A 19,019-nucleotide genomic window follows, 5' to 3' on the forward strand; every position below is an offset into this window, starting at 1 on the left:
GCGTTATATTTTTGGAAGGAAGATTCGCGATGTGCTGGGTGGACATTCTTAGATTCTTCCAATCTGGATGATGCGGGGATGGCGGCTCGTTTGCTTTTGACCTCGACGCGGAGATTTTTCCGCTCGAAGATGCGCAGATTGTCTCGTTGATTTCGATGCGGAGACTGCCCTCTTCCGTGAGGAGGTCCATGAGGCCTGAGACGCAGAAGATTCAACCGCAGTACGGGAGCGCCTTTCAGTGTATCGGGGCGGAGTGTGAGGACTCCTGTTGTCATGGCATGAGCGTTCTGGTGGACAGGAAGACTTATGAGGGATACCAGGCGTTTCCGGAGGAGACTCTGGGGGCGCTGGTGACGCAGTATGTCTCGATTCTGCCGGCTGGCGCGACCGATGCTCTGTATGCACGGATTAAGCCGAACGCTTCGGGGCGGTGTCCGTTTCTTTCGGCGGAGCAGCTTTGCGGCGTGCACAAGGAGTATGGTTTGGGGCTGTTGTCTGCGACTTGTTCGACTTATCCTCGCGCGTTGAACCGTGTGGAGAACGAGCTTGAGGTTTCGCTGTATCTCTCATGTCCGCAGGCGGCTCGGCAGGTGCTGCTGGATGCGGACTCGACGCGGGCGGTGGGGGATGCTTCGGCGGGTCGCTTTCGGACGGATCAGAGTTCGCGGCTGGCCACCGGGGAGGGTGCGATTCATAAGCCGATACGCTACTTCTGGGAGGTTCGGGATCTGGTGGTGGCGATGATTCAGGATCGCCGACGCCCGATGTGGCAGCGGCTGTTTCTGCTGGGGATGCTCTCTAAACGGCTGAACGAAGTGACTACGGCACGGGACGACGAGGCTGTGCCGGAGGTGCTGGCCAGCTATTGGGAGATCCTGGAGAGTGGGGCGCTGCGCGACAAGCTGGAGATGGTGCCGGCGCAACCAGCGGTGCAGTTGGATGTGGTGCTTCGGCTGATCGATCAGAGGATTCGTGCGGGGTCGTGCGGGCAGCGATTTCTGGACTGCTTTGATGAGTTTCTGCAGGGCATCGGGTATTCCGCAGGATCGACCGCTGCGAGTGATGCGCTGCATTATGTCGAGGCTGAGTCGCGGTACTGTGCCCCGTTCTTTGCGGAGCGCCCACATATTCTGGAGAACTATCTTCTGAACTATGTTTACCGGACACTGTTTCCTTTTGGTCGCGAGGCGAGCGCGCATATCACTCCGCAGGGAGTCTTTGGGGAGTACATGCTGATGGTGACGCAGTATGCGCTGGTGTATGGTCTGCTGGTTGGGATGGCGGGTCATGCGCGGGAGAACTTTGGGGAAGAGCATGTTGTCAGACTGGTGCAGTCCTTCTCGAAGACGGTGGAGCATAGTCCTCGATACTTAGAGGAGATCAATGAATTGATCGCGAGCAGGGGGTTGGGAGATCCGCAGGGGACCGCGACGCTGCTGAAGTTTTCTTAGGATGATGCTGATGGATTGCTTCGGACTGAGTTCGGCTGGCTGGCTTCAGCTGGGTTCGGGTTAGGCTCGGGTGGCTTTGGGTTGGCTTGGATTGCTGGCGGCCCGGGAGTGGGGCGAGGCTCTAGGCTTACGTTCGGGCGCTGGTGTAGTCTGACCAACGTATGGGTTTTCTCTCTCGGATGCGGGTGGCGGCTGTGCTGGGGCTGGTGGTGATGGGTGCGCCGGCGAGTTGGCTTTGCGCGCAGGAGGCAAAGACGATGTTGGTGGAGCCGCCGGCTCCCCTGCTGCCGGACCAGATTGGGGAGTGGCTCCTGGAGCCGCAGCCTACGGGCGCAATTATGTGCTCGGACCAGAGCGAGAGGCCTGAGTCTCTGGTTTTAGGCGAAGATGGACTGAAGTGCTATGAGCATGGAGTCTATCGTTCGACGGCGAATAAAAATTGGACCATTACGGTCACTGCACGTCAGTTTGTTGACGCGACGGGTGCACAGTCTGCATACAGTTACTACCGTCGGCCGGGGTCTGCATCGGGCGGATCGAAGATCGGCGATGAGTCTGGGAACGGCTATCTGTCTCGTAGTGGGACGACGGTGGTGTCTGCGGATTCGACTGCGCCGTCGGTCAAAACCGTTGCTATGTTGAAGGAGTTGGAGACACATCTACCGAAGGTAGGTGGCCCGAAAGGCCTGCCTCCGCTGTTGCCGACTTATCTGCCAGCGAAGGGTCTGAAGACAGAGACAATAAAATATGCTCTGGGGCCGGTGGGTTATCAGGCGACGGGTGGGGTGCTTCCGGCGGAGATGATTGGCTTTGATAAAGCAGCCGAGGTGGTGACGGCGAAGTACGAGGGGAAAGGTACGCTGACGATGCTACTGTACCCGACGCCGCAGATTGCGGGCGCCCACGGGCGACAGATCGAGGCGGAGATGAACCGGGAGGGCAGTGCGGCGGGGACGGTGAAGCTGAGGCGTGAGGGGCCGCTGGTGCTGCTGACGACGGGGGCCTGGGGTGCGGCCGAGGCGCAGAGGCTGGTGGAGGGGATCCATCTGCGGAGTGAGGTGACCTGGAACAGGCCGGTGCCGCCGGAGTTCCATGCGGAGATCAGGAAGACGGTGAGCCTGCTGACCAGCATCCTTGTGTTCTGCGGACTGGGGGCGCTGGCGGCTGTGATTCTGGCGCTGTTTCTGGGTGGCGGACGGGCGGCGATCAGGGTACTTCAGGGTAAGCCTGCGGCGACGGAGCCGGAGTTTCTTCGGATCGATCTGAGCGGAAGCGCGGCTCGGATTCATACGGAGGGGTCCGGGGTTGAGCACGGGGGATGACCTGAGGGCTCGCAGATCTGCACTGGGGATGGTGCAGGGGGGAAGCTAAGCGGCTGATAGGAATGCGGTTTAGATTTTGATGAGGACGGTAAAAGCGAAAATTAGGCGAATGTAAGAGGCGCTGTTGGCAAGTGAGTAACCCCCGTAACCATTGAGGAATAAGGACTTACAGTAGTCGAGTTTTGGCCTTGACACGTCATATCGCCAAACTTAGTATTTCGCCAGAAAGTTCTGATGGCTTTGCCTCCGTTGGAACTATTCTCCCTAAAGAAGAGGCCACCCTGTTGCCGGGTGGCCTCTTCGCTTTTTCCGGAGGGGATTTTCTTGGTTATCTTCCGAGAGAGTTGGTTACCAAAGTGGGATGGCTGTGATGAAGGAATCTGCTGTGGTGGCGGCGTTGCGTGACGGTTGAGAGTGTTGCTGCCGATGAAGATCTCAGGGAACGTAAGGCTCTTCGAAGGAAGAGGCGTCTATGTCTCAGGGTCTACATCCGGTGCTTCAAGTAGCAATCGCTCTGGTGGCGCTCGCGATACTGGTCTGGCCGGCCGACATGGTGGACTCTGAAGGAGAAGACTTTGATGGTGTTGGTCGTCGTGACCTGTGAGCCTTGGTCTGTGATATTTGATCTGTGAGTGTGGGTCGGGCTTGTTTGACTCTGATGGACGTTGACGCGTGTGGGGTCTTTGGCCATTGGTCTTTGCTCATTGTTCAGGGAGTGGGGAACGATAGCTCCATCGAGACGTCTGCGCGGGCGTACGGAGACGGCACTACACGGTCTGGTGGGAGCCGTTTGAAGCCGACGGCTTCGTAGAGGTGAATGGCCGGGGTCAGCTTGTGGTTGGTTTCGAGATAGAGCCGGGTTGCGCCTGAGGTCCTTGCTTCGTCGACGACGGCCTGGAGGAGTCGGCGTCCGATTCCGGTTCCCTGGCAGGCTTGCGTTACGGCCATCTTGGCTACTTCGAACTCCCCGGGCTTCATCGCGACCAGAGCACAGCAGCCGACGGTCTCGCCGTTTTGAATGGCGAAGAAGATGCGGCCGCCGTGATCGAGGATGGTTGCCTGTGGGTCGGAGAGGGAGTAGACGTCCTTGGGCTCGAGGACGAACTCGCGGGTGATCCACTCTTCGTTGAGGAGGCGGAAGGCGATCTCGTCTCCCGGTTCGAACTCTCGGATCTTGAACTCCAGAGCTGTGTTGTTCATGGGACCTCCACTGAATTCTGCGATGCGGAAAGGGTCATTGAGGACGCCTCCTGAACTCAACGCTACGAGGAGATTCTTGGGATGTCCAATAGCTGAAAGGTCGCGATCTATATGATTGAGATATGAATGATCAGATCGAGCTGCGGCATCTGCGCTACTTTTTGGCGGTCGCTGAGACGCTTCACTTCAGCAAGGCGGCGAGGCGCCTGGGGATGGCGCAGCCTCCGTTGAGCCAGCAGATCAAACGGCTGGAACAGATGCTTGGTCATGCGTTGTTTGAGCGGACGACACGCGGAGTGAAGCTGACGGCTGCTGGACATCTGCTTGCGAGGCGCGCGCGGAGCACGATGGAGAAGGTGGACGAGGATTTTGCTCAGGTTCGGCGGTTGGGGCGTGGCGAAGAGGGGACGCTGACGGTGGGTTTCAGCGGTTCGGTGATGTTTACGGAGCTGCCGGCTGCGATTCGGAGCTTTCGGCGCCGTTATCCGAAGGTGGAGCTACGCCTGCGGGAGCTGGTGACGTCTGCGCAGATTGCCGCGTTGTTGAATGGGCAGATCGATCTTGCGTTTCTGCGGGATGGAGATCCGACGGAGGGGATTCGCATCACTACGTTGTTGAAGGAAAAGTACGTGGCTGTGTTGCCGGAGGCGCATCCGCTGGCTGGTCGAAAGACGTTGGGCGTGAAGGCGCTGGAGGGCGAACCGTTCATTATGTTTGCGCGGCGTATGGGGCCGCTGGCCTATGACCGGACGATCGCGTGTTGCGAACGGAGCGGGTTTCGTCCGAACATCGTTCAGGATGCGCCGCAGTGGCTGACGCTGGTGCGCCTGGTGGCAGCAGGGCTTGGGGTTACGCTGGCTCCGGCTTGTGTCGCGAGGGTTGCGATGCCGGGAGCGGTGTATCGAGAGGTGAAGGATGCGTGCCGGACGTCGATTGATCTTGGTGTGAAGGCGGGTGCGGAGAGCGTCCTTGCGAGGAACTTCATCGAAATTGCGAATCAACATCTGGGCGGTTGATCTCCAGCGTAGGTTGTTTTCTTGGCAAGAGCTAATTTCCGGACGAACGGAAGATTTGGCGGATGGCCACGAAGCCGATAGAATAGAGGAACAGGCCGATGTAGCTCAGTTGGTAGAGCAACTGATTCGTAATCAGTAGGTCAGCGGTTCAACTCCGCTCATCGGCTCCATTCAAACTCTCCCTCAAATAAAGTGCTTAGGAAAAACTCTGGCCGCGCGATGGCGAACCTAGGTGTATCTGTGGAACCGCACCTCCACATTCGGACGGGGTGTCGTCGGAGATCTCTATCATGCAGAGACTGATGGTCGTGTTGTGGAACGGCAGATCGCGATCTTTTCTCGTAACTCTTGGAGTACCGATGCATACGCTCCCATCTCCTAGTCGGTTTCGGCGATTGATGACGGTCAGCAGCTGAAAACATGCAGCGATACTTGAATCAATGCTATAAACACTGCACCTTAGCTTTGTCCTCGGGATGGTTTTGTGTAGTTGATGGGAAGTGTGATCCGATGGATCGAAGTGGGGCAGGTAGTCAGGCTGTGGGGCCCTCTGAACTAAAAGTTCGATTTGAAAAGGCTTTTAAATCAATGAGGAGAGAGAGCTATGCCGAGGATCACTAAGTGGACTACTCAGCTTTTGGTTGAGAAGGGTAACAGGCATGGACTGTGCGGGGTTCATCCGGATTGGGGGATGCACCCGTCGTGGATCGCGGGAATCGAGGGTTTGGACGCCTATAACCGCTGGGTGTGTGAGGTGCTGATGCCGATCGCGTTCCAGTGGATCGAAGAGAACTATACGGCGGTATATGCGAGCGTACCGGACGATTACAAGGATGATGTGGGTGTGGTCATCGCGTCGGCCTTCGAGCTCGTGAAGGCCATGTCGAATTACTCGGATGGAGAGGACAAAGCTAAAGAGTTCGATGCAGCGCATGAGGGCGGGAACGTGGATCTCACAAAGCTCAACCCGGTATGGACCGATATCGTCAAGCAGGTAAGAAACGACACGAAGACGGAGTATGACAAGTACAAGAGTGTTCTCAAAGACACCATTGATTGATCTGCGGTGAGTCCGCTCACAGGCGTTCTTACAGGTTCCGATCGGCTGCCGTGAGATCGGTGGACGCGTTGCCGGCGGGTACGCGGACCAGGGTGACGATGGTGATGTCGTCGTCCTGGCCAAAGTGCACCGCGGCTTCGGCGGCGCGAGCGGCGTTGGGGAGTGCAGCGAAGAGTTCGCGTGTCCGGTCGAAGCCGTAGAGTTCGCCGGTCTTGCTGCGAGCCTCAAGCAAGCCGTCGGTGTAGAGCGCGAGGTGATCGTTGACTTGAAGGTGCAGGTAGCTTTCCTCGTAGGCGATGGTGGGGAATAAGCCGAGGGGGAAGGAGCCGTGGATGACTACCTCTTGATCGTTGAGATAGGGAGGGGGATGGCCGGCGCTGGCGAGGACGCAGTTACCGTGGGGATCGAGACGCAGCGCCACGCAGGTGGCAAATCCGCCATGCAGGCGGCCGCTCAATCGCCGGTTCAACTCGGTCAACAATTGAGCAGGGCTGTGGGTGTTTTCCACCAGGACACGCACCAGTCCGACGATGAGTGAGACCGCGATGGCAGCCTTGAGGCCTTTGCCACTGACATCGCCAAGGATGACGAGCGTGAAGTCGTCATCGAGGGGGATGATCTGGAAGAAGTCTCCGCCGACTTCAAGCGCTGGACGATAGGCGCTGGTGACGGCGAAGCCTGGGATTGACGGGAAGGTTTCGGGGATGAGCACGTGCTGGAGTTCGCGGGCGCTGCTCATCTCCTGCTCGAGAAGGCTGCGACGGCGGCGGTCGTCCATGGAGGTGCGATAGACGGCGTACAGCAGAGCGACAAGCAGAAAGATTCCGGCGAGCGTGGGTGCCGATACGGCGTTGCCATAGAGATGAAAGAGGGGGGCGTGCAGTTTGTCGGCGAGAGTCCAGTGCGTGAAGCGCTGTCCCTGGGGGGCGAGTCCCTGGACAACCTGAATCATGCCCCAAAGAAATGCTGCGATGACCAGCAGCCGGCGAGCCAGATCCAAATGGCGGTGCTGCTTGATAGCGAGGGCGACGAGGGCAAGGGGAACCGCAGCAGTGATGAAGTAGATCGCTGTGAGGATCGCGTCCGTTATCTGAATGAGCCAGTACCAACTCACGCTCGCATCCAGGAGCGACAGAAGGCCATCGGAAGTACTGGCTGCGAGGCTGACGATGGCAAAGCGACGGATGAGTCGTATTAAGGATGGGTTGTCGTCGAGGTGTAGAAGCCAGAGCAAGAGAAACCAGAGAGAGATGTCGCGAATCGAGGAGATGGGCGGTCCCAGTGCGTTGGATAAGCCTACGGGCCACGCGATACGCATTCCATAGAGGACTAGCCGGAGGAGCGGGGTCAAGGCGAATCCGGTCATCCACAGGAGCGCTTTCTGCTCTCGATCTCGGAGCCAGGAGAAGAGGGCAAGGAGACCGGCGATGCCGTAGAGGAGGTATTGGCCGAATGAGAACTGATTGGCGCGGAGCCACTGGTAGTCGAGCGTGGTTTTGTAAGCTGCTACGGATTCGGGATAGCCGATGACAGGGGATCCCTCGAAGCCGCCGGACTGTCCGGAGTCCTCGGAGGTAAGAGGAGCCTTCCAGACGCGGATGGCGAGCGTGCCGCTAAGTTGGCGCTCGTGTTCCGGTCTGGACTCAGGGGTTCCTGGGTTGAGAGGGTAGAGGACTGGTGCGTCGGTGGATCGATACCAGATGGGGTAGGGAGGGAACTTTCCGCTGCGGCCGATGGAGTTGCCGTTCCAGAAGATCTCGTACACATCGTCCAAATGCGGCACGAGGAGGGCGAAGTTGGTTTGATCTCCCGGGACCGAATTGAGCGACAGGTGCAGGCGGTACCAGGCATAGCCGGTGTAACTGGGGTGTCCCTGCTCGCCCCAGGGCTTCTCTGCCGTGAGCCGTTCCCAATGGGAGTCGTCAAAGGTGGGAGAGGCCCAGTTGGGATCGTCGCCCAGATGGAACTGCCAGGGGCCCTCGAGCGGTGCGACGGCCCTGCCTAGACCTTCGATCGCGAGAGCGGATGCCGAGGATGGCGGCACAGGGGACGCCTGGCCGAGCGCGAGTGTCGGAAGAGATACGACGAGGGAGGAGACGTAAAGCAGGAGTGCGGGCAGGCAGCACGAATGCGATAGACGCCAGGCAGGCCGAAGCATGTGGCCAGCATACGCTGGGTTTCGGTTGTGAGATATCGAAACTGCCTCGGCAGATTCTTGTGGTGTCTCGAGGGTAGCGGTTTTCCGGGTTGAGGTCGGGCATTAAATTGCGCTTGATTTTTATTACATATTGCGATATAAATATTGCGATTTGCAATTGACATGAAACTCAGTGACAAAATTCGTTATCTGCGTGAGGTCGAAGGCAATCTCCGCGGCCTCAATCGCGCCATGACGCAGCAGGAGCTGGTTCGTGTGATTCAACAGGAAAACGGCACGGGCAAAAAGGCGGGCAACAGAGTAGGTAAGGGAACAATCAGCCAGTCGTATCTGTCGCAGATTGAGAGTGGAGCGCGCCCGCACCTGACGAATACGACGCGGCTGCTGCTGGCGAAGTTCTTCAAGGTTCATCCCGGCTATCTCGTCGATGATCCCGAGGGGTATCACTCCGAGTTGATCTCCGACCTGCGAACGGCGGAAGACAAGCTCGACCTCTGGCTGGTCGCAGGCGTCGAACGTTTTCGACGTGATCCGGCACTCTGCCAGGCGCTGCTGGCGCTGGCGAATCACAACAATTCGCGGCGCTGCTTCCTTCTGATCGAGAGCATTCTCGAGACGCCGGCGCTGCTGGATCGTCTCTTTCAGGTTCTTCGGCCCGAAAGCTCTTCGTTGACGGCTTCTTTAACTCAACCGGCTGAAAAGAAAGCTGCGAAACGGAGCACCAAATAATATGGACTCCTTCTATCTCATCTGCTTTTGTGTCGGTCTGGTCCTCAGCCTGATCTCGGTCGTCGGGGGCTTCGCCCATCTGCATATTGGCCGGTTTCACGTTGGTCATGTGGCTCATGGTCATGCGACGCATGGGGCGCATCGGGGATTTCCTGAATCTGTTGGATCTCATGGATCTGGATTGTCTGCGGTGAATGGCTTCACCATCACGGTGTTTCTCTGCTGGTTTGGTGGTGCCGGATATCTGCTGCATCACTCCAGCATCTTCGGCGGTGCGCTGATTTTGCTGATCGCATTGTTGAGCGGCGTTGTTGGAGCCACGCTCATCTGGGCTGTCCTGTTCAAACTGCTTCTTCCTCGCGAGCGTGTTCTGACGCCGGAAGAGACGGAGATGGCGGGCGTACTCGCCGAGGTGAGCGACTCCATTCGCGACGGAGATGGGATTGGCGAAATTATCTTTTCGCAGGCCGGGGCTCGTCGTGCGGCTGCTGCCCGGAGCGAAGACGGGAGCGCCATCGCGCGCGGAACGGAGGTTGTCGTCATTCGTTATGACCGCGGCGTTGCCTATGTCCGTCGATGGGACGAACTCGCGAACGGACTGCACGACGCGGTGTAGTTTTCTGATCGTAGTTTTTTGATCTTGGTTCTTGATCCAGGCGGCCTCACTTGCCGAGGCACTCCGCCCGCTCAACTTTCTCTTGAGGCAAGCACATCACACGCTCTCTCGTCCGTCCGGGACAAAGGAACGATATGCCGAACTCGGTCGTTATTATTGTTGGTCTGGTAGTTCTCGCCACTCTCGCATTAGCCCTTCTGATGGCTAAGATGTTTCGCAAAGCTGGTCCTAACGAAGCGATTATTGTCTATGGATTTCGCGGGCCGCGCGTCATCAAGGGCGGGGGCGCGGTGATCTTTCCGGTGGTGGAGAACTCTCGTCAGCTTTCGCTGGAGCTGATGAGCTTTGATGTGGCGCCGCAGCAGGATCTCTACACTAAGCAGGGCGTCGCGGTGACTGTAGAAGCGGTTGCGCAGATTAAAGTTCGTTCGGACAAAGAGTCGATCCTTACTGCGGCGGAACAGTTTCTGACAAAGTCTCCCGATCAGCGCGAGGGCCTCATCCGGCTGGTGATGGAGGGCCATTTGCGCGGCATTATTGGTCAGCTTACGGTTGAGCAGATTGTGAAAGAGCCTGAGATGGTGGCCGAACGGATGCGCTCTACCTGTATGGATGACATGAGCAAGATGGGGCTGGAGGTGATCTCGTTTACGATTCGCGAGGTGCGCGATAAGAACGAATACATCACGAACATGGGCCGTCCCGATGTTGCTCGGATTCGGCGCGATGCGGAGATTGCTGCGGCGGAGGCTGAGCGCGATACCGCGATTCGCCGCGCCATTGCACTGCGCGAGGCAGCGGTCGCTAAGGCATCGGCGGATCAGGATCGTGTGATCGCCGAGACGGCATCGCTTGCTAAACAGGCGGAGGCTCAACGTGACCTTGATATTCAGAAGGCGCAGTTCATGGAGCAGAGCCGTCGTCAGGAGGCCCAGGCCGATAAGGCGTACGAACTCCAGACGAACGTCATGCAGCAGAAGGTTGTTGCTGAGCAGGTCCGCGTGCAGCAGGTTGAGAAGCAGGAGCAGGTAAAGGTGCAGGAGGCTGAGATTCTGCGTCATGAGAAGGAGCTGATTGCTACGGTTCTCAAGGGCTCGGAGATCGAGCGTCAGCGCATCGAGAATATCGCTCAGGCCGATAAGTCGCGCATCATGATGGAGGCGGAGGGTCGCGCCGCAGCCACGAAGCTGCAGGGCGAGGCGGAGGCCAACATCATCTTCCAGAAGGGTGAAGCTGAGGCGAAGGCGATGAACGTGAAGGCCGAAGCTTATCAGGAGTGGTCGCAGGCCGCCGTCGTCGACAAGCTCATTACCAATATGGCCGACGTCGTTCGCGCGATGGCCGAGCCTCTGAGCAAGGTCGACAAGATCACGATTGTCTCGACCGGCAATGATGGTGCGACCGGAGCTAACAAGATCACGGGCGAGATGACGAAGATCGCCGCCCAGGTTCCCGCGCTCTTCGAAGCTCTCTCTGGCATGAATCTTCACGATTTGATGTCTAACGTCAAAGCGATGAAGCCTCGCGATGATGGCAATAGTCCGCAGGCCTGATCTATCAGCCGGCGCGGAGAACGCTCTCCGCGCCGGACGCACTACCGCAGTAAAGGAGAACTCCCATGGCACTGCTTGAGCGTGTAGGAACACTCTTACGAGCCAACATCAACGACCTTATCGAGAAGGCGGAAGATCCTGAGAAGCTGGCAAAGCAACTCGTGCTGGATATGGAAAATCAGCTTCTTCAGGTCAAGACGCAGGTTGCTATCGCCATCGCCGATCAGCACCTTCTCCAGAAAAAACTGAAGGAGCACGAGGATGCCATGAACCAGTGGAATCGGAAGGCCGAGCTGGCGGTCCAGAAGCAGCAGGACGATCTGGCGCGCGCTGCGTTGGAGCGCAGCCTGAGCAACCAGCAGCTGACGGCAAACTTTGCGCAGCAGCTTGACGACCAGAAGGCTGAGACGGAGACTCTTCGCAACGCCTTCAATCGGTTGCAACAGAAGCTGTCCGAGACGCGCTCGGCCTGCGAGTTGTTGATCGCCCAGCAACGCCGCGCCCGCACGGTAGGCAAGGCGAACGCTGCCCGCACGATCGCGGCCTCGCACCAGAGATCGACCGCCATGAACCGGCTGCGCTCGAGCATTCAACGTGAGGAGGCCGACAACCTGGCCAGCCACATCCTTCTTGAATCTCAGTCTCTTGAAGATCGGCTCAACACTTTGGAAAGAGAGGATCAGATCGAGCGGCTGCTCGAAGATCTCAAGAGCAGACAACCGCGTCTGAGCTGAAGGGCTTGCGATTTTTTCGAGTGTGAATTTGGCTTGAAGATCGGCGAACCCATTTTGGTACGAGTTATCCACGGCTATTTGAGGAGGTTAGGAGCTTTGGTCTTGATTGGCGCGGGTTTCGAAGGCATACTCCAGAGAGAGTTCGCAGGATGAACTTGTAAGACGGTGCCAACTGAGACACCACTGTGACCCGATATAGCCGTCAAGACGTAATCCGGATCCTTCACTTGCAGGCACGCCAGCTAACAGCGTGGGAGCGAGCGGGACTTATCTCTCACAAGGACGACTACTCTTTTGACGCGCTGGGGCAGCTGCGCAGACTGCGTGATCTGCAGGCGACGACAAAGATCTCTGCGAAAAATATACGAGCGTCGGTGGAGGCCATGCAGCGGCTGGGGGGAGTGCGAAATCCGCTGCTGGAGGCGAGCTTTGTGCGGCGCGGGTCGCGGTTGAGCTTTCGGCATGGCGGCGCGCTGATGGATCCGCTGACGCAGCAGCTTGCCTTTGACTTTGAGACTGCGCCGGCGCGTCAGCTTCGTGTCGTGGGCTCGGGAGATGCTGCCCTGCGGCAGGCGGCAGAGATTCAGGAGATGTTTTTGCGGGCGGTGCAGCTGGAGGAAAATCCGGCTACGATCCAGGAGGCTGCCGAGATCTACGCGGCGATTCTGGTGATGCGTCCGCAGCATGCGCCGGCATTGATCAATCTCGGGACGATCCACTACAACCTGCGACGGTTTGAGGATGCGGAAGGACTCTATCGGCAGGCGACGGTGGCCGATCCGGAGTATGCGCTTGCGTTCTTCGATTTGGGCAATGTGCTGGACGAGATGCAGCGGCTGGCTGACGCGACGACCGCTTATCAGAAGGCTGTTGCGCTGGTTCCGCAGTATGCGGATGCGCACTACAACCTGGCGCTGGCGTATGAGCGGCAGGGGCAGCGTCGGCGGGCGTTGCGGCACTGGCTGGCTTACGTGCGGCTCGATCCGGTGGGGCCGTGGGCCAATCATGCCAGAGAGCAGGCTCGGAAGATTTTGAATACCGAGAAGCTCTCGATCGTCACCCGGCGTGGGCGGCTGGTGAAGGTCGCGGGATAGCTTCCGTCCTCTTTCGCCGGAGACTTGACACATCTTCTTGGCCGCCCGGTGGGTGAATGGCTATTCAGTCGAGGGTTCAAAGTGCTAGACTCGCCTTTTCCTGAATACTGGTTGAGGTGAGTGGATGTCGCAGCAGGTTGGACCGATGGGGTTGACGCAGTTGGGGGATGATGAGCAGCTTTTTCGCGATACGATACGGCGTTTTGCGGTGGAGCAGATCGGTCCGCTGGTGCGCGGCATGGATGAGTCGCAGCAGATGGATGCCGGGCTTATTCGAAAACTCTTTGAGCTTGGGTTGATGGGGATCGAGATTCCCGAGGAGTACGGCGGGGCGGGTGGGACGTTTTTCAACGCGATTCTCGCGGTCGAGGAGATCTCTGCGGTCGATCCGTCAGTCGGGGTGATGGTCGATGTGCAGAACACGCTGTGCATCAATGCGCTGGTGCGTTGGGCGAATGAAGAGCAGAAGAAAAAATATCTGACACGCCTTGCGACAGACACCATTGGATCGTATGCGCTCAGCGAAGCGTCGTCCGGGTCTGACGCCTTTGCGCTGCAGACGCGGGCGGTGAAACGTGGGGACGACTATGTTCTCAACGGACAGAAGCTGTGGATTACGAATGCGAAAGAGGCAGGACTGTTTATTGTCTTTGCCACGATTGATCCGGCGGCTGGGTACAAGGGGATTACCGCATTTCTGGTCGAGAAGGGTGCGGCTGGATTTACGCTTGGGAAGAAGGAAGACAAGCTTGGTATTCGCGCGTCGAGTACGTGCGAACTTATCTTTAACGACTGCGTTGTGCCTGCGGCGCAGGTGCTGGGCGAGCCGGGCAAGGGATACAAGATCGCTATCGAGACGCTGAACGAAGGCCGTATTGGGATTGGCTCGCAGATGCTGGGGCTGGCCGAAGGTGCGTGGGGCTATGCGGCCAAGTGGGCGAAGGAGCGCAAGCAGTTCGGCAAGACGCTGGTGGAGTTTCAGGCGATGCAGTTTCAGCTGGCCGAGATGGCGACTGAGATCGAGGCGGCGCGGCTGATGGTCTATAACGCAGCTCGGCTGAAGGACGCGAAGCTCGACTTCCTGAAGGAGGCGGCGATGTGCAAGTACTTCACGTCGCAGGTGGCGGAGCGCGTTGCCAGTCTCGCGGTCGAGGTCTATGGGGGATCGGGCTTTGTGAAGGACTACCCAGTCGAGAAGCTGTACCGCGACGCGAAGATCGGCAAGATCTATGAAGGCACTTCGTTTATGCAGCTAGCGACCATTGCTAAGTTGACGCTGGGCAAGGTTTAGCGGCGCCACATCGATCCCGGCCTCTGGTCGAATCTGCTCCAATGCTTTACACTTGAGTTAGAGCATTGGTATGACCACTTTATTGCAATCCGAAAAACGTGCCCCACTGCCTTTTCTGGGGATGGCCTGCGCTGTGGGCGTTTCGACGATGTACTACAACCAGCCGCTTCTGCTGGAGATGGGCCGCTCCTACGGGGTTACGGCTGGTCATGTGGGCTTCGTGGCGGTGGCGACGCAGGTGGGTTACGCGTGTGGCTTGCTGTCCTTTGTTCCGCTGGGCGATGTGCTGGAGCGCCGTGCGTTGATGATGAAGATGTATGGCGCGGAGGCGATTGCGCTTCTGCTGGTTGCGGTTGCCCCTGGACTAACCTGGCTGATTGCTGCGAGTGTGTTGATTGGACTCTTTGCGTCGGTCACCCACGTTGCGCTTCCGATTGCGCCCGATCTGGTTTCGCATGAAAAGCGCGGCCGGGCTATCGGTACGGTGATGACCGGGCTGCTGCTGGGTATTCTGCTGGCGCGCACCTTTGCTGGGTGGGTGAGCGGCATCCACGGCTGGCGCTGGGTCTTTGTGGTGGCGGCGGTGGTGAATGCAGCCTTTGTTCCGCTGATGGGGAGGGTGATGCCCAAACTGCCGCCGAAGCAAAAGTTGCGCTATGCGGATGCGATGAGGTCGCTCTGGACGCTCTTTCGCACGCAGCCTGTGTTGCGGGAATCCTCTGTTGTCGGCGCGCTTGTCTTTGCGTCGTTCAGCTGCTTCTGGACGACGCTGGCTTTTGTGCTGCATAGCCATTACGGGCTGGGTGCGGGGGTTGCCGGTACCTTCGGGGTGGTGGGCGCGGCGGGAGCATTGGTCGCACCACTGGCGGGGAGGCTGTCGGACAGGCATGGGTCACGGTGGGTGATCTCGGTTGGGGGAGGACTGCTGACGTTTTCCTACATCCTGTTGTGGGTCGAAGAGTTGACTAGGCTGCCGATTGCAGTCCACATCATTGCGCTAGCGGCCGGAGTGCTGGTGCTCGATATCGGGGCGCAGATGATCCAAGTGGCGAACCAGACGCGGATCCTCGGGCTGGTGCCCTCTGCGCGCAGCCGGATCAACACGGTCTATATGACGGTGTACTTCAGCGGGGCGGCCGTGGGGTCGGCTCTGGCGACGATCGCGTGGGAGCACTGGAAGTGGAACGGAGTCTGTTGTCTGGCGATCGGCTTTATCGCGCTGGCTGGGCTGCGACATGCGGCCGGAAGCCGCGATGCTGGAGCAGATCACCACCGGATCACGGAAGAAGATATTTTGCTCGAGGCTTAGGAGCTGTCCTGCCGGACGGGCCTCCTGCGCGGAGGGCGGTCACTTCGTGACGCGTATACCCCTTCGGTTGGCGCTCCCGTTGGTCGCGAGGAAGATGATTCTGACCAACGGGAAGGGTAGGGAGGTTTGGGAGTCGCAGACGCCTGGTGCGGATGGTGGGCGAGGCGGGGATCGAACCCACAACCCCGAGCTTAGAAGGCTCGTGCTCTATCCAATTGAGCTACTCGCCCGCGCGCGTCTCTATCGATTGTATCGGGGAAGGCGAGGGTTCGGGTTTGGAAAATTGGCGGCTAGCCCAGGGCAAGATCCTTGCTGCGCAACAGTGCGACGACCGCGTCCAGAGCCGAGGCCCAGTTCTGTTCCGCGGCGTGGGGGTCGTGGCCGATGGCCTTCACATACAGGCTGACGGCAAAACCCTCCTGCGGGCCAGCGAGATCGACGAGTGCAGGACGGATGACGCAGTCGAGCATGGCGTAGGGCTGATCGAGCGGAGAGGAGTGGCGTGTCAAACGATGTACCCTCTGCTCCATCTGGTGGTAGGAGGCGAAGAGAGATCGCTCACGCCAGAGGAGGTCGATGTAGCTGCCGAAGCCTGCCGGGGCATCGTCGGAGCTGGCGTCAAGATTTGCGCGAAGATCGTCGAGCTCATCTGCTTCGAGCGGCCATGCATCGCACTTCGCGGTGAAGACAGCGGATCGCGGGGCGTTGAGCGCGCGCAGGGCATGCATCAGCGGGGGATGCTGTTCGACTTCGGGGAGGTGGTCGAGATCGTAGGGGTTTTCGCGGAGATCGATGAATCTGCGATTGCCGGAGGGATCGGATGGGTCAGACCAGGGAACCACGAGTACAGGATCGTCTGAAGAACATTCGGCGGACCAGTCAGAGAGCATTAGGAACTATCTTATGCGTTGGCGAGCAGGAAGCGCAGCAGGGTGTGCTCGGCCCAGTAGCCGTCGTAGCCGGTGTCGGCGTCGGGCTGCGCAAGAAAGGCGCAGTGGCCGCCGTGATGGGTCGTGATCAGCTGGATATTCGGATTCGCATCGAGTCTGCTGCAACTCTCATCGGTGATGCGGACGAAGGGATCGTCCAGCGCATGGAGGACGAGTGTCGGTACGGCGATCTGGTCGATGACGCGGGCGGCAGCGGCACGATAGTAGTAGTCTTCCGCGCCGGTGAACCCTGAATAGAAGGCGGTGATGCGATCATCCAGCTCGCGCAGAGAGCGTATTCCGGTGGCGAGATTGGGATTGTAGACATGGGGAAACAGTGCGACCTTGCGGCGATAGCGACTTAGGAGAGCGCGCAGGAACTTCATCTCGTAGATCCGATTGTGCGGGCGATGCAGAGCGTCAGCCGATGCGCCAAGATCGAGCGCGGGCGATACACCGATGACGGAGTGCAGCTCTGGTGGAGCAGCGGAGCCAAGCTCGCCGGCAAGCTTGAGGACCAGATTTCCGCCCATCGAGTAGCCGATCAAGGAGATCGACCGCAGCCCGTGTTGTGCGACGAAGAAGTTCACTACGGCGAGTACATCGTTGGAAAGCCCCGAATGGTAGAGCGTCGGCGTGAGCGCCTCGGTGCCTCCGCAGTTACGCATGTTCATGCGGATGATGTTGCATCCGGCTCGCCAGAGCTTGTTCGAGTTGCCGATGACGTACTGCGAGTTCGAAGAGCCTTCCAGCCCATGCACGAGGATGGCGGTTGGGCGGGAGGAGCGAACGTCCTCGGGCTGCCAATGACAGTGGCATAGGACCTGGCTTGCGATCTGGCTGGTTGTGGTCGGCGAAACCTCGACGAGCGTTGCCTCGGGCGCGGGCAGACTGTTGAGTCGCGGCAGGTAGTTGCCCATGATCGTCTGCAGATGTCCGTTGATGATGAAACGCCGAGGCTGAAACTCTACGGCGTGGCTCTCGATGCTCTCGATCTCGGCTGTCTGCGTCACTGTTTCTCCGCCAGTGCCTGGATGCGAGCAAGAAATTGCGTGGCGTTGAGTGCTCCGGTTGGCTCGTCCTCGTGCTTGAAGTAGACGTAGACATCGCGCTGCTGGGCGAGAGTTGCGAAACGCTGCGCGAAGGCGTCAAGCTCGATTGGCGAGTAGCCGCTGCTTCGCCGCAGCCGGTAGCAGGTATGGTCCTTCGCGGTGTGTACCTCCGGCGTTAGCAGGTCATCGCTCTCGGCGATGCAGACCGCTGCGTTGTGTTCGCGCAAGACCGCATAGATCTTCTCGTCGAACCAGGACTCGTGGCGAAATTCAAAGGCGATCGGCGGGGCGCTGTTTTCGTGAAGGGCGGAGAGAAAAAGGAAGGTGCTGAGAAGTTCGGCGTCAGCCTTGAAGTTAGGGGGAAGCTGAAAGAGCAGAAGGCCAAGTTTGCCCGCCTGACGAACTGGTTCAAGGGTTGCCACAAACTGAGCTACAAGTTCTTCGCAGTTGCGCAGTCGCTTGAGGTGGGTGATGCGTTGTGGTGCCTTGAAGCTGAAGCGAAACTCTGACGGGGTCGAAGCGAGCCAGCTCTCAAGTATCTTCGCCGTCGGCAGGGCACGGAAGGTGTAGTTGACCTCTACCGAGGTGAGTTGCGAGGCGTAGAACTCTAGAAATTTCTTCGCTGGCGTGCCCGCAGGATAGAACTCCGGCTTCCAGCTCGGATAGGCCCAACCCGATGTCCCGGCGTAGAGGCGCGCGAAGGGTTTCGGAGCGGCGACCGGGACGGGCGTTGAGGATTTGGGAACGCGGGGCAAGGTTGATCCGCAGTCTGAAGATTTGAGAAGTTTGGGGCGGCTAGTGGGTTTCGAACCCACGACATCCGCTGCCACAGAGCGGCGTTCTGCCACTGAACTATAGCCGCCGTATACTGGAATTATAGCACTGGCCGCCTGCGGGACAATCTCTCGGTTGGGGCGAGGAGGGTCCGATGCCGTTTACCGCAAAGCCTGAGGTCCTGTCCCCTCGCCTGAAGCGTGGTGGAAAAGCCTTTGATGACGAGAATCTGGACCTGCTTTCGCATGTTTTAGACGATTTCATCAGAATTCCCGGCACCTCGATCCGATTCGGTCTGGACGGGATTGTGGGCTTCATTCCCGGCATCGGAGATTTGATCGGCGGGATCGCCTCTTGCATCATCATCATCGCGGCGTGGGTGCGTGGCGTATCGTATGCCACCGTGGCGCGCATGGTGGCCAACGTTGCGATCGAAGTTGTGGTGGGGTCTGTTCCGGTTCTAGGCGATATGTTTGACATCGCGTGGCGTGCGAATCGACGGAACTACGCTCTTCTAGTCGGCAGCGTAGATGAGCCGCGCAAACATACGCTGCAGAGCTGGCTTTTTCTTGGGGTGCTCTGTCTTGTGTTGGCTGGGCTGGTCATTCTGCCGCTCCTTCTGCTCACGTGGGTCTTTGACGGTCTCTTCCACGCACTCTTCGGTACAAGCAGCCACGGCATGTTTCGAACACTCTGATCGCGGTGGCTGGCTCGATGCGATAAACTAAATG

Annotated in this window: 19 protein-coding genes and 3 tRNA genes; 15 read left to right on the top strand and 7 right to left on the bottom strand. The window is 58.7% G+C overall.

Annotation, left to right across the window (positions count from 1 at the left end):
- Positions 1-188 precede the first annotated feature (188 nt).
- The 4 genes from fliB (at position 189) to HDF10_RS20685 (ending at position 3,377) form a co-directional block, all read left to right on the top strand.
- A complete protein-coding gene (gene fliB / locus HDF10_RS01050) occupies positions 189-1,451 on the top strand; it encodes a flagellin lysine-N-methylase (protein ID WP_183809633.1) in 1,263 nt (420 codons plus the stop codon).
- Positions 1,452-1,612: 161 nt separating this feature from the next.
- The gene (locus tag HDF10_RS01055) at positions 1,613-2,773 is read left to right on the top strand and encodes a DUF6599 family protein (protein ID WP_183809635.1); all 1,161 of its coding nucleotides are present in this window, start codon (positions 1,613-1,615) and stop codon (positions 2,771-2,773) included.
- Positions 2,774-2,961: 188 nt separating this feature from the next.
- Positions 2,962-3,144 carry a hypothetical protein gene (locus tag HDF10_RS01060; protein ID WP_221271341.1) on the top strand — a complete coding sequence of 61 codons (183 nt, stop codon included), beginning with the start codon at positions 2,962-2,964 and terminating at the stop codon, positions 3,142-3,144.
- Between the two features lie 101 nt (positions 3,145-3,245).
- Positions 3,246-3,377 (top strand): hypothetical protein, encoded by a 132-nt coding sequence (locus HDF10_RS20685; protein WP_260177530.1) that lies wholly within the window; start codon positions 3,246-3,248, stop codon positions 3,375-3,377.
- Between the two features lie 104 nt (positions 3,378-3,481).
- Here HDF10_RS20685 and HDF10_RS01065 read toward each other — a convergent pair whose 3' ends face one another.
- Positions 3,482-3,973 (bottom strand): GNAT family N-acetyltransferase, encoded by a 492-nt coding sequence (locus tag HDF10_RS01065; RefSeq protein ID WP_183809639.1) that lies wholly within the window; start codon positions 3,971-3,973, stop codon positions 3,482-3,484.
- A 122-nt stretch (positions 3,974-4,095) separates the two neighbouring features.
- On the opposite strand from HDF10_RS01065, the gene HDF10_RS01070 reads away from it, so the two are divergent.
- The 3 genes from HDF10_RS01070 to HDF10_RS01080 all read left to right on the top strand — a co-directional run bounded on the left by HDF10_RS01070 (position 4,096) and on the right by HDF10_RS01080 (position 6,049).
- Positions 4,096-4,989, top strand: a complete 894-nt coding sequence (locus HDF10_RS01070; protein ID WP_183809641.1) for a LysR substrate-binding domain-containing protein — start codon at positions 4,096-4,098, stop codon at positions 4,987-4,989.
- Between the two features lie 94 nt (positions 4,990-5,083).
- Positions 5,084-5,159, top strand: a tRNA-Thr gene (locus tag HDF10_RS01075).
- A gap of 434 nt (positions 5,160-5,593) precedes the next feature.
- A complete protein-coding gene (locus tag HDF10_RS01080; RefSeq protein WP_183809643.1) occupies positions 5,594-6,049 on the top strand; it encodes a hypothetical protein in 456 nt (151 codons plus the stop codon).
- Between the two features lie 28 nt (positions 6,050-6,077).
- Here HDF10_RS01080 and HDF10_RS21140 read toward each other — a convergent pair whose 3' ends face one another.
- The gene (locus HDF10_RS21140) at positions 6,078-8,093 is read right to left on the bottom strand and encodes a PP2C family protein-serine/threonine phosphatase (RefSeq protein WP_183809645.1); all 2,016 of its coding nucleotides are present in this window, start codon (positions 8,091-8,093) and stop codon (positions 6,078-6,080) included.
- 276 nt (positions 8,094-8,369) lie between these two features.
- Here HDF10_RS21140 and HDF10_RS01090 point away from each other — a divergent pair, with 276 nt between their 5' ends.
- From HDF10_RS01090 to HDF10_RS01120, 7 genes are all read left to right on the top strand, one after another.
- Positions 8,370-8,936 (top strand): helix-turn-helix domain-containing protein, encoded by a 567-nt coding sequence (locus HDF10_RS01090; RefSeq protein WP_183809647.1) that lies wholly within the window; start codon positions 8,370-8,372, stop codon positions 8,934-8,936.
- 1 nt (position 8,937) lies between these two features.
- The gene (locus HDF10_RS01095; RefSeq protein ID WP_183809649.1) at positions 8,938-9,552 is read left to right on the top strand and encodes a hypothetical protein; all 615 of its coding nucleotides are present in this window, start codon (positions 8,938-8,940) and stop codon (positions 9,550-9,552) included.
- Positions 9,553-9,686: 134 nt separating this feature from the next.
- Positions 9,687-11,105 (top strand): flotillin family protein, encoded by a 1,419-nt coding sequence (locus tag HDF10_RS01100; RefSeq protein WP_183809651.1) that lies wholly within the window; start codon positions 9,687-9,689, stop codon positions 11,103-11,105.
- A 65-nt stretch (positions 11,106-11,170) separates the two neighbouring features.
- Complete coding sequence (locus tag HDF10_RS01105) at positions 11,171-11,839, top strand: PspA/IM30 family protein (RefSeq protein ID WP_183809653.1); 669 nt, start codon at positions 11,171-11,173, stop codon at positions 11,837-11,839.
- Positions 11,840-12,066: 227 nt separating this feature from the next.
- Positions 12,067-12,933 carry a tetratricopeptide repeat protein gene (locus HDF10_RS01110; protein WP_183809655.1) on the top strand — a complete coding sequence of 289 codons (867 nt, stop codon included), beginning with the start codon at positions 12,067-12,069 and terminating at the stop codon, positions 12,931-12,933.
- A 124-nt stretch (positions 12,934-13,057) separates the two neighbouring features.
- Positions 13,058-14,224 carry an acyl-CoA dehydrogenase gene (locus HDF10_RS01115; RefSeq protein WP_183809657.1) on the top strand — a complete coding sequence of 389 codons (1,167 nt, stop codon included), beginning with the start codon at positions 13,058-13,060 and terminating at the stop codon, positions 14,222-14,224.
- Positions 14,225-14,294: 70 nt separating this feature from the next.
- Positions 14,295-15,533 carry an MFS transporter gene (locus HDF10_RS01120; RefSeq protein WP_183809659.1) on the top strand — a complete coding sequence of 413 codons (1,239 nt, stop codon included), beginning with the start codon at positions 14,295-14,297 and terminating at the stop codon, positions 15,531-15,533.
- A gap of 153 nt (positions 15,534-15,686) precedes the next feature.
- On the opposite strand, the gene HDF10_RS01125 is transcribed toward HDF10_RS01120, so the two are convergent.
- The 5 genes from HDF10_RS01125 to HDF10_RS01145 all read right to left on the bottom strand — a co-directional run bounded on the left by HDF10_RS01125 (position 15,687) and on the right by HDF10_RS01145 (position 18,376).
- Positions 15,687-15,763, bottom strand: a tRNA-Arg gene (locus HDF10_RS01125).
- Positions 15,764-15,823: 60 nt separating this feature from the next.
- Positions 15,824-16,423: a hypothetical protein gene (locus tag HDF10_RS01130; RefSeq protein ID WP_183809661.1), complete on the bottom strand. Its 600-nt coding sequence runs from the start codon at positions 16,421-16,423 to the stop codon at positions 15,824-15,826.
- Positions 16,424-16,434: 11 nt separating this feature from the next.
- On the bottom strand, positions 16,435-17,475 hold the full coding sequence (locus HDF10_RS01135; protein WP_311732623.1) for a YheT family hydrolase: 1,041 nt from the start codon (positions 17,473-17,475) through the stop codon (positions 16,435-16,437).
- Positions 17,472-18,269, bottom strand: coding sequence for a DUF72 domain-containing protein (locus tag HDF10_RS01140; protein ID WP_183809663.1), 798 nt, complete (start codon positions 18,267-18,269; stop codon positions 17,472-17,474). Before HDF10_RS01140 ends, HDF10_RS01135 begins: the two co-directional genes overlap by 4 nt.
- Before the next feature lie 32 nt (positions 18,270-18,301).
- Positions 18,302-18,376, bottom strand: a tRNA-His gene (locus tag HDF10_RS01145).
- Positions 18,377-18,442: 66 nt separating this feature from the next.
- Between HDF10_RS01145 and HDF10_RS01150 the strand changes: the two genes are divergently transcribed.
- Entirely contained in the window at positions 18,443-18,985 is a 543-nt protein-coding gene (locus HDF10_RS01150) for a DUF4112 domain-containing protein (protein ID WP_183809665.1), read from the top strand.
- Positions 18,986-19,019: the final 34 nt, after the last annotated feature.

The organism is Tunturiibacter empetritectus (assembly GCF_014201375.1).
GTDB lineage: Bacteria > Acidobacteriota > Terriglobia > Terriglobales > Acidobacteriaceae > Edaphobacter > Edaphobacter lichenicola_D.

Excerpts from the sequence above, each read along its gene's own strand:
- fliB (WP_183809633.1), top strand. The coding sequence starts at position 189 with ATGAGGCCTGAGACGCAGAAGATTCAACCGCAGTACGGGAGCGCCTTT.
- HDF10_RS01055 (WP_183809635.1), top strand. The coding sequence starts at position 1,613 with ATGGGTTTTCTCTCTCGGATGCGGGTGGCGGCTGTGCTGGGGCTGGTG.
- HDF10_RS20685 (WP_260177530.1), top strand. The coding sequence starts at position 3,246 with ATGTCTCAGGGTCTACATCCGGTGCTTCAAGTAGCAATCGCTCTGGTG.
- HDF10_RS01065 (WP_183809639.1), bottom strand. The coding sequence starts at position 3,973 with ATGAACAACACAGCTCTGGAGTTCAAGATCCGAGAGTTCGAACCGGGA.
- HDF10_RS01070 (WP_183809641.1), top strand. The coding sequence starts at position 4,096 with ATGAATGATCAGATCGAGCTGCGGCATCTGCGCTACTTTTTGGCGGTC.
- HDF10_RS01080 (WP_183809643.1), top strand. The coding sequence starts at position 5,594 with ATGCCGAGGATCACTAAGTGGACTACTCAGCTTTTGGTTGAGAAGGGT.
- HDF10_RS01090 (WP_183809647.1), top strand. The coding sequence starts at position 8,370 with ATGAAACTCAGTGACAAAATTCGTTATCTGCGTGAGGTCGAAGGCAAT.
- HDF10_RS01095 (WP_183809649.1), top strand. The coding sequence starts at position 8,938 with ATGGACTCCTTCTATCTCATCTGCTTTTGTGTCGGTCTGGTCCTCAGC.
- HDF10_RS01100 (WP_183809651.1), top strand. The coding sequence starts at position 9,687 with ATGCCGAACTCGGTCGTTATTATTGTTGGTCTGGTAGTTCTCGCCACT.
- HDF10_RS01105 (WP_183809653.1), top strand. The coding sequence starts at position 11,171 with ATGGCACTGCTTGAGCGTGTAGGAACACTCTTACGAGCCAACATCAAC.
- HDF10_RS01115 (WP_183809657.1), top strand. The coding sequence starts at position 13,058 with ATGTCGCAGCAGGTTGGACCGATGGGGTTGACGCAGTTGGGGGATGAT.
- HDF10_RS01120 (WP_183809659.1), top strand. The coding sequence starts at position 14,295 with ATGACCACTTTATTGCAATCCGAAAAACGTGCCCCACTGCCTTTTCTG.
- HDF10_RS01130 (WP_183809661.1), bottom strand. The coding sequence starts at position 16,423 with ATGCTCTCTGACTGGTCCGCCGAATGTTCTTCAGACGATCCTGTACTC.
- HDF10_RS01150 (WP_183809665.1), top strand. The coding sequence starts at position 18,443 with ATGCCGTTTACCGCAAAGCCTGAGGTCCTGTCCCCTCGCCTGAAGCGT.